Below are 14,990 nucleotides of genomic sequence, written 5' to 3'. Positions count from 1 at the left end.
GGGCGCGGCTATCCCCCACGGCTATCTTTTTTACCGTAAGGACATTGTAATGCGACTGGATGTTGAGGCTTCGGCCAGGGACATCGAGCAATCCATCGGATTGCTCAGGAGGCGTCTTTGACTGGGACGTCGCTCTAAGACGTCTCGACGAACTGAATGCGCGGGTCGAAGACCCGACGCTGTGGGACAAGCCCGAAGAGGCGCAGTCCGTGATGCGCGAACGCACCAAGCTGAGCGGTGGCGTCGATGCGGTCAACAGCCTGACCAAAGAGCTTCAGGACGCGCTCGACTATGCCGAGCTGGCCGATATGGAGGGCGACGAGGAACTGCTCGAAGAAGCCCGCGCCATGCTGAAAGCCATCAAGGACAAGGCCGCGCGCGCCGAGCTTGAGGCGCTCCTGTCCGGCGAAGCCGACGGCAACGACGCCTATGTCGAAATCAATTCCGGGGCCGGGGGCACGGAGTCGTGCGACTGGGCCGGTATCCTTTTGCGCATGTACACGCGCTGGGCCACCCAGCACGGTATGACGGTAACCATCGAAGAAGAGACGCCCGGCGAACAGGCGGGCATCAAGTCGGCGACCATCATGGTCAAGGGCACCAATGCCTATGGCTGGCTGAAGACCGAGGCCGGGGTGCACCGTTTGGTGCGTATCTCGCCCTTCGATTCCAATGCGCGTCGCCACACCTCCTTTGCCTCGGTGTGGGTCTATCCGGTGGTTGATGACACCATCGTCATCGACATCAATCCGGCCGATGTGCGCACCGATACCTACCGCGCGTCGGGGGCGGGCGGTCAGCACGTCAACAAGACCGACTCGGCGGTGCGTCTGACGCACATCCCGACCGGTATCGCCGTGGCCTGTCAGGCCGGACGGTCGCAGCACGCCAACCGCGACGAAGCGTGGAAGATGCTGCGCGCACGCCTGTACGAGTTGGAACTGCAAAAGCGCGAGGCGGCGCAAGCCGCTCTCGAAGACCAGAAGACCGATATCGGCTGGGGTCACCAGATTCGATCCTACGTGCTTCAGCCCTATCAGATGGTCAAGGACCTGCGTACCGACGTCGAAACCTCGGATTCGCAAGGGGTTCTGGACGGTGATCTGGACGCCTTCATGGGGGCGTCTCTGGCCCAGCGGGTCGGCGCGACCCGCGATGCCGTCGAAGAGTAAACCGAAAGCCGGGGCACAAACCCCGGCTTTTTTTGTACTCATAGCCGATACGCCCATGCCGCCCGCCCTTCGCCGCTCACTGGATTTGATCCGTCGTCTGATGCCCCCCGAACAGCCGTGGTGGCTGATCGGCTCGGCGGCCCTGTTTCTGAGCGGGGTGCGGGTTACGGTGCGCGACGTGGACGTTTATGGCCCTTCAGAGGTCATTGAGGCCGCCCGGATCGCCCTGGGCGTGCCCGTGAGTGCGCCGCGCGCCGACGATCGCTTTCGCTCCCGCCCTTATTTCCAGTATCGTCCACCGGGCGGGCTGGAGATCGACTTTATGGGCGGATTGCAGGTGTTTTCAGCGGGTGACTGGTGTGAATTGCAAATCGAAAGTGATGCATGGATCGAAGGGGTGCGGGTGCCGTCAATCCCTGACCAATTAGCGATCTTGCAGCTATTCGCCCGCAAAAAAGATTTAGAGCGCGCCGCGGTGTTGCGGTGCCTGAATAAGGCTCTGTACTGATCATGCCCGATGCCGAGGATCAGCAACACTGTGATAAAGACGTCCTGATACTGGCCTTTGCCAGATTGGCGGCCACAGAAGGCTGGACGGAAAAGACGCTGACGCGCTTTTGCCGTGAGCACGGGATAACGGCCACAGAGCAGGGGCAATACTGGCCTAACGGCATTCGTAGCCTTGGCCATGGTCTGAATATCTATGCGGACGCTCATACGCAGGCCGATTTTCAGCAAAAGGGGAAACAGCCTCTGTCTCTTATCCTGAGACGTCGGTTTGAACAAAATGAGCCTTTCAAATTCTCTGTCCTCAGCTTAGCCCGATCAGATCTATGGCACCCTGTCGATACGTTTCGGCGAACGTGGAAGACAGCTTCGCTGTTTTGGCAGGTTCAAGACAGGCCCATATCCGGGGCAACCCTCTGGCAAAATCTGAAAACAGGGTTGCTGGTTATTTTCTACAGCCTGTGTGTGCTTATCTGGCTGTCAGATAAACCGCCATACCGGCGCCTTGGGGTTTGGGTGCAGGTGACGGCCCGTATTTTAGGGGCAAGATAGTCATGGATTGGTTCGCACTTGTGATGCCTGCTGATCGGCGGGCTCTTGCAAAACAGTTGTTGGTCACGATCGAGGAGGTAGGTGCAAATAGAAAAGCCCTGTGTCTGGCATCTATCGAAACTTTTGGCCATTCAAGCTATTGGAAAAAGATATTCCCCTCCGGTGTGACCGAAGTTCTCTGGTTCATTAGTGAGGTATCAGACGCCAGTATGGCGTCGGCCTTTTCTATGGTGCCAGCCAACGACATGAAGGCGGTCATAGACACGCGATTTGAGCAGAACCGCGACTTAAAGCGGTTTGTCTGGCAGGTGATGATTTACGATCTTCGACATCCAATTCAGGCGTTGAAACGCATGCAACGGACGGCCGGTGTTATGATGGATTGCCTCGGGGCCCGTCCAGCACCGAGGTTCTTTCATCTGGCATCACTGAATCTGGTCTACACGATGATTGTGTTTGTCTGGTTGACAGATCGCACGCCCGAAAATCGACGGACAAAGGCTGTAACTCAGGTGGCGATGCGCTGGCTCGGCCTTTGATCGTGGGCGCAGGTTCAAAATCTGCTAAGGCGTCCATACGCCTTGGATGCCTTGTCATTTCCTGCGCGCCCTGCCTTACTGAGGGGCAATGGAGGCGGAGATGTGGAAATGGATCGGTGTGCTGTGGTGTCTGGCCGGACCGGCGATAGCGGCGGACTACTACGTCAATGGGACGACAGGTAACGACGCCCAGCCGGGTACTCAGGCGCAACCCTGGCGCAGCCTCAGCCGCGTCAATGCCCAGACGCTTGAACCCGGCGACCGTATTCTGCTGGCGCGTGGCACGGCCTTTGTCGGGCATCTGACTATCGCCCAGTCCGGCACCGAGGCCAAACCCATCGTGGTCAGCGCCTATGGCGAGGGGCCCGCGCCGAAGCTGATGAACCCGCGCTTCGGGCTGGAATTCGGGCGGGTCGTATCGGTGTACGGCAGCTATGTGACCGTCGAAAACCTCTACCTCTATGACGGGGCCACCCCGCCGCCGGATGAGCCGCCCTTGCCGTGGAAGGAAAGCCACCAGCACAAATTGGTGACCGATATGGCCGGTATCTATACCGATGCGGCCACTCACCACGTCACCCTGCAAAACAATGAATTCAACAACATGCCGGTGGGTGTTCGCGTGCGTGGCGCGAACTCACTTGTAAAAAGCAATTATTTTCACGACGCCTCGCGCATCACTGAATACTGGGGCGCGATGGCCATTGTCATCGTCGGGCCGCACAATGAGGTGGCGCACAACCGCATCGAAAACTACGGCTTTTACGGCGGGGCCTATGTCAATGACGGAGCGGCGGTCGAACTGGACGGCGAGGACCGTTTCTTCGACGCGCACCATACCTTTGTGCACCACAATCTGTCGCGCAATACCAAGGGCGGCTTTCTGGAAATCGCTGGCAATACGCACGACGTGACCATCGCCAACAATATCAGCGACGATGTCGATAAGTTCGTCGGCACCAATGGCATCCGTAATCTGAAGATCGACGGCAATATTATCATCCGTACACGGATTCCGGACATCACGGACAAGGACTTCTGGTCGTTGCGCGCGATCTTCTGGTCGATCTGCTGGAACGGCTGCGCCGGCGACCGCGACGCCGGGGTGAGCATCACCAACAACATCTTCTATCTGACGGCCCCGCATCGCATCTATCTGGGGCCGGAAAATCCGCACGGCTTTATGTCGGCCACGCACAGCGCCAATCTCTACTGGTCGCCGGACGGGGACGCCGCCGCCCTGCTGGGTCAGCCACTGGGGGCCGGGGAGGCCATTGCCGATCCGGGGTTTAAAGACCTGCTGGACGGGGATTACGGGCGGCAAACGCAATGAAACGTCCTGATCCCGCAACACAAAATGTCGAGCGCAATATTGAGCGCGCCCGTTCGCTCTTCTTTCAATTAGCCGATAAGTATGCCTTAAAGTTGGAGTGGGATGAGACGTCTCCGGTTGAACTCGCGGCGACGCTGCCCCAGCAGCCTGGCCTTGATTGGCCATTATGGTTGTGTTTGCAGAATAATGATGAGCTTTGGATAGTGAGCCGCTTTTTTACATTCTCGTGGTTTCCTATGAACGATGCCAAAGTAGAGGCAGCGATTGCTGAGGCTTTGGACGGTATTCTGTCAGGAGGATTGCAACTCAGGTGTGTTTACGGATCACTAGGTCAATCGCCGTGCCGAGTGGAACTTGAAACGGGCGCTTTCGATAAGGGGCCTTCGCTGGCTTCATACGGGTTTGGGCCGATATTTTTCAGATTCGGTGGTGCCGAGGTGATCCTGCGCAATGGTCATCCTACGATTAAAACGGGCCGTGCGGTGAAGCTGCCCTTACCGTGATGTGTGCCTGACCATCGAAGCGACGATCACAAAAAATAATCCCCCACACCCCCTCGACAAGCGGGGGCGGTTGCGCTATGGCATCCTCCCTTTTAAGGCGTATTGCGTCTTTAAGCCTGCCCGAATGCCGGTCTTCTGCTCTTTCCACCGGCGATGGGGCCTGACTTTCTGTTTTGGAAAGTTATTGAAAAACAGCGTCTTTGACCGCAAGCGGTCATAAAAGAGCGGGCGCATCCAACTGTTTCTCAATGCCCCATCCGGGGTCTCTCGACACATTCACTGCGTCTCAAACGCTTTACAGGAACAACGATGGCCTTATCGTTCACCGAAAAGAAGCGGATTCGGAAGTCTTTTGGCCGAATCCCCGAAGCGATCCGTATGCCGAACCTGATCGAGGTTCAGCGCTCCTCCTACGAACAATTCCTGCAACGTTTCGTCCGCGCTTCGGAGCGCGTTGACGACGGTCTGGAAGCCGTGTTCAAGAGCGTCTTCCCGGTCAAGGACTTCAACGAGCGTGCGACCCTCGAATACGTCTCTTATGAGTTCGAAGAGCCGAAATACGACGTCGAAGAGTGCATTCAGCGCGACATCACCTATGCCGCCCCGCTGAAGGTCAAGCTGCGTCTGATCGTGTTTGAAACGGACGAGGACACGGGTGCCCGTTCGGTGAAGGACATCAAGGAGCAGGACGTCTATATGGGCGATATCCCGCTCATGACGGACAAGGGCACCTTTATCGTCAATGGCACCGAGCGCGTGATCGTGTCGCAGATGCACCGTTCGCCGGGCGTCTTCTTCGACCACGACAAGGGCAAGACCCATTCGTCGGGCAAGCTCCTGTTCGGCGCGCGTATCATCCCGTACCGCGGTTCGTGGCTCGATTTCGAATTCGACGCCAAGGACATCGTCTATGTGCGTATCGACCGCCGCCGCAAGCTGCCCGCCACGACCTTCCTGTCGGCGCTGGGCATGGACGGCGAAGAAATCCTCACCACCTTCTACGACGTTGTGCCCTATGAGAAGCGCGATGCCGGTTGGGTCACGCCGTACAAGTTCGAGCGCTGGCGCGGGGTGAAGCCGGAATTCGACCTGATCGACGCCGACTCGGGCGAAGTGGTCGCGCAGGCCGGGACCAAGATTTCGGCGCGTACCGCCAAGAAGCTGGGCGACACGGTCAAGGCGCTGCTGCTGTCGCCGGACGCCCTGAATGGCAAGTATCTGGCGCGCGACGCGGTCAATTTCGAGACCGGTGAAATCTACGCCGAAGCCGGTGACGAGCTGGACCCCGCCGCCATCAAGGTGCTGGAAGAGCAGGGCTTCACCACTATCGACGTGCTCGATATCGACCACGTGACCGTGGGCGCCTATCTGCGCAACACGCTGCGCGTCGATAAGAACACGTCGCGCGAAGACGCGCTGTTCGACATCTACCGCGTCATGCGTCCGGGCGAGCCCCCCACGATCGAAGCTGCCGAAGCCATGTTCCAAGGCCTGTTCTTCGAACTGGAGCGCTACGACCTGTCGGCCGTGGGTCGCGTCAAGATGAACATGCGTCTTGAGCAGGACGTCGCTGACTCCGAGCGCACCCTGCGCAAGGACGATATTCTGAAGATCCTGCGCATCCTGATCGGTCTGCGCGACGGTCGCGGCGAAATCGACGATATCGACAACCTCGGTAACCGTCGCGTGCGTTCGGTGGGCGAGCTGCTGGAAAACCAGTACCGCGTCGGCCTGCTGCGCATGGAACGCGCCATCAAGGAGCGCATGTCGTCGGTCGATATCGACACCGTCATGCCGCACGATCTGATCAATGCCAAGCCGGCCGCGGCGGCGGTGCGTGAATTCTTCGGCTCGTCGCAGCTGTCGCAGTTCATGGACCAGACCAACCCGCTGTCGGAAATCACGCATAAGCGTCGCCTGTCGGCCCTTGGGCCGGGCGGTCTGACGCGCGAACGCGCAGGCTTCGAAGTCCGCGACGTGCACCCGACCCACTATGGCCGTATCTGCCCGATTGAAACGCCGGAAGGCCCGAACATCGGTCTGATCAACTCGCTGGCCACCCACGCCCGCGTCAACAAGTACGGTTTCATCGAAAGCCCGTACCGCAAGGTCATCGACGGCAAGCCGCAGGACGAAGTCGTCTATATGTCGGCGATGGAAGAGTCCAAGCACGTCATCGCTCAGGCCAATATCAAGCTGGGCAGCGAAGGCATTGTCGAAGACCTCGTGCCGGGCCGTGTCAACGGTGAGCCGGGTCTGCAACCAGCCCCGACCGTCGATTATATGGACGTGTCGCCGAAGCAGGTCGTTTCGGTCGCCGCTGCGCTGATCCCGTTCCTCGAAAACGACGACGCCAACCGCGCGCTGATGGGTTCGAACATGCAGCGTCAGGCCGTGCCGCTGGTGAAGGCCGATGCGCCCTTCGTCGGCACCGGCATGGAATCGGTCGTCGCCCGCGACTCAGGCGCGACCATCGCCGCCCGCCGCACCGGCGTGATCGAGCAGGTGGACGCCACCCGTATCGTCGTGCGCGCCACGGATGAGCTCGACCCCACCAAGCCGGGCGTCGATATCTACCGTCTGTCGAAGTTCCAGCGTTCCAACCAGAACACCTGTATCAACCAGCGTCCGATCGTGAACGTGGGTGACAAGGTGTCGGCCGGTGACATCATCGCGGACGGTCCGTCTACCGATCTCGGCGATCTGGCTCTGGGCCGCAACGTCCTCGTGGCCTTCATGCCGTGGAACGGCTACAACTTCGAAGACTCGATCCTGATTTCCGAACGCATCGTGCGCGACGACATCTTCACCTCTATCCACCTGGAAGAGTTTGAAGTCATGGCCCGCGACACGAAGCTTGGGCCGGAAGAAATCACCCGCGACATCCCGAACGTCGGCGAAGAAGCCCTGCGCAACCTCGACGAAGCCGGTATCGTGGCCATCGGTGCCGAAGTGCAGCCGGGCGACATCCTTGTCGGCAAGGTGACGCCGAAGGGCGAAAGCCCGATGACGCCGGAAGAAAAGCTGCTGCGCGCCATTTTCGGTGAAAAGGCTTCGGACGTGCGCGACACCAGCTTGCGTCTGCCCCCCGGCGTTGCCGGTACCATCGTCGAAGTCCGCGTCTTCAACCGTCACGGTGTGGACAAGGACGAACGCGCCATGGCTATCGAGCGCGCCGAAATCGAGCGTCTGGGCAAGGACCGCGACGACGAACTGTCGATCCTTGAACGCAACATCTATGGCCGCCTGAAGGAAGTCATCCTCGGTCAGACCGCCGTTTCGGGCCCGAAGGGTCTGGGTCGCGGTGAAATCACCGAAGAGAAGCTCTCCGAAATCTCGAAGGGCCTGTGGTGGCAGATCGCGCTCGAAGATGAGAAGCTGATGGGCGAACTGGAGGCCATGAAGCGCCAGTTCGAAGACGCCCGCAAGCGTCTGGACCGTCGCTTTGAGGACAAGGTCGAAAAGCTGCAACGCGGTGACGAACTGCCGCCGGGCGTCATGAAGATGGTCAAGGTCTTCGTGGCCGTGAAGCGCAAGCTTCAGCCGGGCGACAAGATGGCCGGCCGTCACGGCAACAAGGGGGTTATCTCCAAGATCCTCCCGGTCGAAGACATGCCGTTCCTCGCCGATGGTGAGCACGTCGATATCGTGCTGAACCCGCTGGGCGTGCCGTCGCGCATGAACGTCGGTCAGATCTTCGAAACCCACCTCGGCTGGGCCTGCGCCAATATCGGCAAGCAGATCACCAACCTGCTCGAAGAGTGGCAGAACGGCGGTCAGAAGCAGGCGCTTATCGACCACCTGAAGGGCGCTTACGGTGCTGATCAGGAACTGCCGGAAACGGAAGAAGAGCTGATCCAACTGGCCAAGAACCTCGCGCGTGGCGTGCCGATTGCGACCCCGGTCTTTGACGGTGCGCACATCAACGACATCGAGAACATGCTTGAGTTTGCCGGTCTTGATCGTTCGGGTCAGTCGATCCTGTACGATGGTCTGACGGGTGAGCAGTTCAAGCGTCCAGTCACCGTCGGCATCATCTACATGCTGAAGCTGCACCACCTTGTCGATGACAAGATCCACGCACGCTCCATCGGGCCATACTCGCTCGTCACCCAGCAGCCGCTGGGCGGTAAGGCGCAGTTCGGCGGTCAGCGCTTCGGGGAAATGGAGGTCTGGGCTCTGGAAGCCTATGGTGCCGCCTATACCCTGCAGGAAATGCTGACCGTGAAGTCGGACGACGTCGCCGGCCGGACCAAGGTGTACGAAGCCATCGTCCGCGGCGACGACAGCTTCGAAGCCGGTATCCCGGAAAGCTTCAACGTCCTGATCAAGGAAATGCGTTCGCTGGGTCTGAACGTGGAACTGGAAAACGGGCAGGGATAGTCCTGACCTTCGCCTACGCTCCTCCCCTGCGAAGCGGGGGAGGGGGACCACGAAGTGGTGGAGGGGGCCTTCTCCCGCATCGCTGCCCACTAAGTTCTAATGACGGAAAGCTGGAATTCATATGAACCAGGAAGTCCTCAATATCTTCAATCCGGTCCAGGTCGCCCCGACCTTCGACCAGATCCGCATCACCCTGGCCTCGCCCGAAAAGATCCTGTCGTGGTCGTTCGGTGAGATCAAGAAGCCGGAAACCATCAATTACCGCACGTTCAAGCCGGAACGTGACGGCCTGTTCTGCGCCCGTATCTTCGGTCCGACCAAGGACTACGAATGCCTGTGCGGCAAGTACAAGCGCATGAAGTACAAGGGCATTATCTGCGAAAAGTGCGGCGTCGAAGTGACCCTGTCGCGCGTTCGCCGTGAACGCATGGGCCATATCGAGCTGGCGTCGCCGGTCGCGCACATCTGGTTCCTGAAGTCGCTCCCCAGCCGCATCGCCATGTTCCTCGACATGGCGCTGAAGGACGTTGAGCGCGTTCTGTACTTCGAAAACTACATCGTCACCGAGCCGGGCCTGACGCCGCTGAAGCTCAACTCGCTGCTCAGCGAAGACGAGTACTATCGCTATCAGGAAGAGTTCGGCGACGACAGCTTCACCGCTGAAATCGGGGCCGAAGCCATCCGCAATATGCTGATGTCGATGGACCTCAACGAGGTCGCCGACAAGCTGCGCGCCGAGCTGGCCGACAATCCGTCGGAAATGAAGGCCAAGAAGGCCTCCAAGCGCCTCAAGCTGATCGAAAACTTCATTGAATCCGGCAACCGCCCGGAATGGATGGTGCTGACGGTCGTGCCGGTCATTCCGCCGGAACTGCGCCCGTTGGTGCCGCTGGACGGTGGCCGCTTCGCCACCTCGGACCTCAACGACCTCTATCGCCGCGTCATTAACCGCAACAACCGTCTGAAGCGCCTGATGGAACTGCGCGCGCCGGACATCATCATCCGCAACGAAAAGCGGATGTTGCAGGAATCGGTCGATGCCCTGTTCGACAACGGCCGTCGCGGTCGCGTTATCACCGGCGCCAACAAGCGTCCGCTGAAGTCGCTGGCCGACATGCTGAAGGGTAAGCAGGGTCGCTTCCGTCAGAACCTGCTCGGTAAGCGCGTGGACTATTCCGGTCGTTCGGTTATCACCGTCGGTCCGGAACTGAAGCTGCACGAATGCGGCCTGCCCAAGAAGATGGCGCTGGAACTGTTCAAGCCCTTCATCTATGCGCGTCTCGACGCCAAGGGCCTGTCGGGCACCGTCAAGCAGTCCAAGCGCATGGTCGAGCGCGAGCAGCCGCAGGTGTGGGACATCCTCGAAGAGGTCATCCGCGAACACCCGGTCCTGCTCAACCGCGCCCCGACCCTGCACCGCCTCGGCATTCAGGCCTTTGAGCCGAAGCTGATCGAAGGTAAGGCGATCCGTCTGCACCCGCTCGTCTGTTCGGCGTTCAACGCCGACTTCGACGGCGACCAGATGGCCGTCCATGTGCCGCTGTCGCTCGAAGCGCAGCTTGAAGCGCGCGTGCTGATGATGTCCACCAACAACATCCTCAGCCCCGCCAACGGCAAGCCGATCATCGTGCCGTCGCAGGACATCGTGCTGGGTCTCTACTACCTGTCGCTGGTCAAGGACGGTGAGTTGGGTGAAGGCATGATCTTCGCCGACCTCAACGAAATCCAGTCGGCGCTTGATGCCGGCGTGGTTTCCATGCACGCCAAGGTCAAGTGCCGCTTCACCGAAGTGGACCCGGACGGCGTTCAGCGCACCCGCGTCATCGACACGACGCCGGGCCGCATGAAGATCGCTGCCCTGCTGCCGCTGCACGCCTCCATCGGCGTCCGCGTTCTGGAAAAGAACCTGACCAAGAAGGAAATCGGTAACCTGATCGACGTGGTCTATCGCCACTGTGGTCAGAAGGCGACGGTGATCTTCGCCGACCAGATGATGGCTCTGGGCTTCAAGGAAGCCGCCCGCGCCGGTATCTCGTTCGGTAAGGACGACATCGTTATCCCCGAAACCAAGCACGGCATCGTCGAAGAGACGCGCAAGCTGGTGGAAGAATACGAGCAGCAATACGCCGACGGTCTGATCACCAAGGGTGAGAAGTACAACAAGGTGGTTGATGCCTGGTCCAAGGCGACCGACCGTGTGTCGGACGAGATGATGAAGGAAATCAGCCGCAAGCTGAAGACCGATGATGGCCGTGAAAAAGAGATCAACTCGATCTACATGATGGCCAACTCCGGTGCCCGTGGTTCGCAGGCCCAGATGAAGCAGCTCGGCGGGATGCGCGGCCTGATGGCCAAGCCGGACGGTTCGATCATCGAAACGCCGATCATCTCGAACTTCAAGGAAGGTCTGACCGTTCTTGAATACTTCAACTCGACCCACGGTGCGCGTAAGGGTCTGGCCGATACGGCTCTGAAGACGGCGAACTCCGGTTACCTGACCCGTCGTCTCGTGGACGTGGCTCAGGACTGCATCATCATGGAAGAGGACTGCGGCACGACCAAGGGCATCACCATGCGCGCCGTCGTCGAAGGCGGTGACGTGCTGGTGTCTCTAGGCGCGCGCGTTCTCGGTCGTACCACGGCCGAAGACATCAAGGACGTCGCTTCGGGCGAAGTCGTGGTGCCGGCTGACACCTATGTCGATGAAAACGTCGTCGATCAGATCGAAGCCTCCGGCGTTCAGTCGGTCAAGGTGCGCTCGGTTCTCACCTGTGAGGCCGAACAGGGCACCTGCGCCGCCTGCTACGGTCGTGACCTGGCCCGCGGCACCCGCGTCAATATGGGTGAAGCGGTAGGCGTCATCGCGGCTCAGTCGATCGGTGAACCGGGCACGCAGCTCACCATGCGTACCTTCCACATCGGCGGTACGGCTCAGGTGGCCGAGCAGTCCTTCTATGAGACGACGTCGGACGGCGTGATCAAGCTGTCGGCGGCTCCGACCGTTCGCGGCTCGCACGGCGACCTGATCTCCATGTCGCGCAACCTGATCATCACCATCTTCCACGATGGTAAGGATCGCGAAACCTATAAGGTGCCCTACGGCTCGCGTCTGCGTGTCGAAGAGGGCACCGAGGTCAAGAAGGGCCAGCGTCTGGCGGAGTGGGACCCCTATACCACCCCGATCATCACCGAAGTCGGCGGTAAGATCCGCTTCGAAGACCTGACCGAAGGTCAGTCGGTCCGCGAGGAAACCGACGAAGCCACCGGCATCACCAACCGCGTCGTCACCGACTTCCGCGCCTCTTCGCGCGCGGCGGATCTGCGTCCGACGCTCGGTCTGGTCGATGACAGCGGCGCCTATAAGCGTCTGTCGAACGGGGCCGAAGCCCGCTACCTGCTGCCGGTCGGGGCCATTCTCTCCGTCGGCAATGGCGACGAGGTCCGTCCGGGTGAAATCATCGCCCGTATCCCGACCGAAGGCGCCAAGACCCGCGACATCACCGGCGGTCTGCCGCGCGTCGCCGAACTGTTCGAAGCCCGCCGTCCGAAGGATTGCGCCGTCATCGCCGAAATGGATGGCCGCGTCGAATTCGGTCGCGACTACAAGAACAAGCGGCGCATCAAGATCACCCCGGAGGATGGCGGCGAACCCGTCGAATTCCTGATCCCGAAGGGCAAGCATATCTCCGTCCACGACGGCGATATCATCCAGAAGGGCGACTACATCATCGACGGCAACCCCGATCCGCACGATCTGCTGCGTATTCAGGGCGTTGAGGCGCTGGCCGAATACCTCGTCAACGAGGTGCAGGAGGTCTATCGTCTGCAAGGCGTGCCGATCAACGACAAGCACATCGAAGTCGTGGTCCGTCAGATGCTGCAAAAGGTCGAAATCCTGGAGCCCGGCGATACCGGCCTCATCAAGGGCGATCAGCTCGACAAGGGCGAAGTGGAAGCTGAGAACCTCAAGGCCGAAAAGCGTGGCGGTCGTCCGGCCCTCACGGCCCCGGTCCTGCTCGGTATCACCAAGGCCTCGCTCAACACCAAGAGCTTCTTCTCGGCCGCTTCGTTCCAGGAAACGACGCGCGTCCTGACCGAAGCCTCGGTGCAGGGCAAGATCGACACCCTCGACGGCCTGAAGGAAAACGTCATCGTCGGCCGTCTGATCCCGGTCGGCACCGGCGCCTACCTGCGCCGCCTGCAACGCATCGCCATGAAGCGCGACGAGGCTCTGGCCCATCAGCGCGAAGAGACGATGGAGCCGCTGCCGGCGGAAGTCCTGCTCGAAGGCCCTGTGGCTGAATAGTAAGGAAAGAAAGGCGAGGGGTCTCGACCCCTCGACCCCCAAACAAAAAAGCCTCCGGGGTTCGCTCCGGAGGCTTTTTTATAAGACCTGTCCCGCCGCCCAGCCCGACGACCAGGCCCACTGAAAATTATAGCCACCCAGCCAGCCCGTAACATCCAGCGCTTCGCCGATGATGTAGAGGCCGGGGCAAAGCTGGCTTTCCATGCTTTGCGATGACACTTGGGCCGTATCGACGCCCCCCACGGTCACCTCGGCGGTGCGGTAGCCTTCGGTGCCGTCCGGGATCAGCGCCCACGGCTGCATCAGAACCGTCAGCGCGCTTAAGCGCTTGTCCGAAAGGTCGGCAATGCGCGTCTCAGGGGCGATGATCGTGGCCTCCAGAATGCGCTCACTGAGGCGCGCCGGTACGAGGTCGGGCAGAACATTACCGATATGCTGGCGCGGCGTGGATTGGCGGCGCTCTTTCAAAACGGCCAAGGCATCGGTGCCCGGCAACAGGTCGATTTCCACCGTCTGTCCCGGCGTCCAGAAGGAGGAAATCTGTAACATGGCTGGCCCCGACAGGCCGCGGTGGGTAAACAGGAATCCATCCTCAAACACCGTCTTGCCGATGCGGGCGCGTGCCTGAAGAGAGACGCCGGAAAGCCCTGAAATATAATCGAGTTTTTGTCCGCCCAGCGTAAAGGGCACAAGGCCCGCACGCGGGGCAATCAGCCCATGCCCGAAGCGCTGCGCCACCTCATAGGCAAAGCCCGTCGCGCCCATCTTGGGGATCGACAGCCCCCCCGTGGCCAGCACCAGCTTCGTCGTCTCGATCACGCCATCCGGCAGGGACAGACGAAACCCCTCTGGCGTTTTGTCGAGCCCCTGCACCGGGCTTTGCAGCCACAGTTCGCCGCCGTGGGCGCGCAGATCACCCAGCAGCATGTCGATAATATCTTTGGCCGAATTATCGCAAAACAACTGACCTTCGGTCTTGTGGTGATAGGGGATGTTGTGGGCGATGACGCGGTCAAGAAAATCCCAGGGCCCGAAGCGTTTCAGCGCCGATTTGCAGAAATGCGGGTTTTGCGACAGATAGTGTTTGGGCGCGGCTTCAAGGTGCGTAAAGTTGCAGCGCCCGCCGCCGGAAATGCGGATCTTCTCCGCCGGGGCCCGCGCATGGTCGATGACGACCACCTTGCGACCGCGCTTTGCCGCTTCGATGCCGCACATCAATCCGGCGGCACCGGCCCCGATTATGACCGCATCAAAGCTACGCATGGACTTATCCCGAAAAATTTACCGCGACCTGACGCTTGGTCACGCTTGTGTCTGAAAAAATTGCCGTTAAGGTCAAGCCCGACGGCGTCAACTCAAGCGCCTTACACACACTCAGAGGAAATGACCATGTCCGATCTGGCCGCCATTACGCAAAAAATCACCGCCGCCGTGGGCGAAAACTCCGGTCTGGGCAAGATCGTCAAGCTCGACTTCGGTGACGATGGCAAGATCCTGATCAATGCCGCCAATGTGCCGAACGTTGTCTCCAACGAAGACGGCCCCGCCGATACCACGGTCGTCGTCTCCATCGACAACCTGAAGGCGCTGGCGCAGGGCCAGCTCGATCCGATGATGGCCTTCATGCAGGGCAAGCTGAAGATCATCGGCGATATGGGCATCGCCCAGAAGCTGGTGCCGCTGCTGAAAGGCTAA

At 60.1% G+C, this 14,990-nt stretch carries 10 protein-coding genes; 9 read left to right on the top strand and 1 reads right to left on the bottom strand.

From position 1 onward, the window contains the following. Positions 1-49 precede the first annotated feature (49 nt). From prfB to rpoC, 8 genes are all read left to right on the top strand, one after another. A protein-coding gene (prfB, locus tag EM6_RS14640) for a peptide chain release factor 2 (protein ID WP_126423872.1) occupies positions 50-1,172 on the top strand; the annotation gives its coding sequence in 2 pieces (ribosomal slippage) (positions 50-118 and positions 120-1,172; 1,122 coding nt in all). A gap of 55 nt (positions 1,173-1,227) precedes the next feature. After that, positions 1,228-1,680: a hypothetical protein gene (locus tag EM6_RS14635; protein WP_126423871.1), complete on the top strand. Its 453-nt coding sequence runs from the start codon at positions 1,228-1,230 to the stop codon at positions 1,678-1,680. Positions 1,681-1,682: 2 nt separating this feature from the next. Continuing rightward, on the top strand, positions 1,683-2,231 hold the full coding sequence (locus EM6_RS14630) for a hypothetical protein (RefSeq protein WP_126423870.1): 549 nt from the start codon (positions 1,683-1,685) through the stop codon (positions 2,229-2,231). A 2-nt stretch (positions 2,232-2,233) separates the two neighbouring features. Further along, entirely contained in the window at positions 2,234-2,770 is a 537-nt protein-coding gene (locus EM6_RS14625; RefSeq protein ID WP_126423869.1) for a hypothetical protein, read from the top strand. A 100-nt stretch (positions 2,771-2,870) separates the two neighbouring features. Then, entirely contained in the window at positions 2,871-4,103 is a 1,233-nt protein-coding gene (locus EM6_RS14620) for a chondroitinase-B domain-containing protein (RefSeq protein WP_172961273.1), read from the top strand. Further along, positions 4,100-4,606, top strand: coding sequence for a hypothetical protein (locus tag EM6_RS14615; RefSeq protein ID WP_126423867.1), 507 nt, complete (start codon positions 4,100-4,102; stop codon positions 4,604-4,606). The genes EM6_RS14620 and EM6_RS14615 overlap by 4 nt, the downstream gene beginning before the upstream one ends. 309 nt (positions 4,607-4,915) lie before the next feature. Further along, positions 4,916-8,989: a DNA-directed RNA polymerase subunit beta gene (rpoB, locus tag EM6_RS14610; protein WP_126423866.1), complete on the top strand. Its 4,074-nt coding sequence runs from the start codon at positions 4,916-4,918 to the stop codon at positions 8,987-8,989. A gap of 121 nt (positions 8,990-9,110) precedes the next feature. Next, positions 9,111-13,295 (top strand): DNA-directed RNA polymerase subunit beta', encoded by a 4,185-nt coding sequence (gene rpoC / locus EM6_RS14605; RefSeq protein WP_126423865.1) that lies wholly within the window; start codon positions 9,111-9,113, stop codon positions 13,293-13,295. A gap of 78 nt (positions 13,296-13,373) precedes the next feature. On the opposite strand, the gene EM6_RS14600 is transcribed toward rpoC, so the two are convergent. Beyond that, positions 13,374-14,558, bottom strand: coding sequence for an NAD(P)/FAD-dependent oxidoreductase (locus EM6_RS14600; protein WP_126423864.1), 1,185 nt, complete (start codon positions 14,556-14,558; stop codon positions 13,374-13,376). A 126-nt stretch (positions 14,559-14,684) separates the two neighbouring features. Between EM6_RS14600 and EM6_RS14595 the strand changes: the two genes are divergently transcribed. Beyond that, positions 14,685-14,990 carry an SCP2 sterol-binding domain-containing protein gene (locus tag EM6_RS14595; RefSeq protein ID WP_013480446.1) on the top strand — a complete coding sequence of 102 codons (306 nt, stop codon included), beginning with the start codon at positions 14,685-14,687 and terminating at the stop codon, positions 14,988-14,990.

Origin of the sequence: Asticcacaulis excentricus (assembly GCF_003966695.1) — a bacterium.
In the GTDB taxonomy this organism is placed as follows: domain Bacteria; phylum Pseudomonadota; class Alphaproteobacteria; order Caulobacterales; family Caulobacteraceae; genus Asticcacaulis; species Asticcacaulis excentricus_A.
The sequence above is the reverse complement of the archived record's forward strand: the minus strand, read 5'-3'. Positions and strand labels throughout refer to the sequence as shown.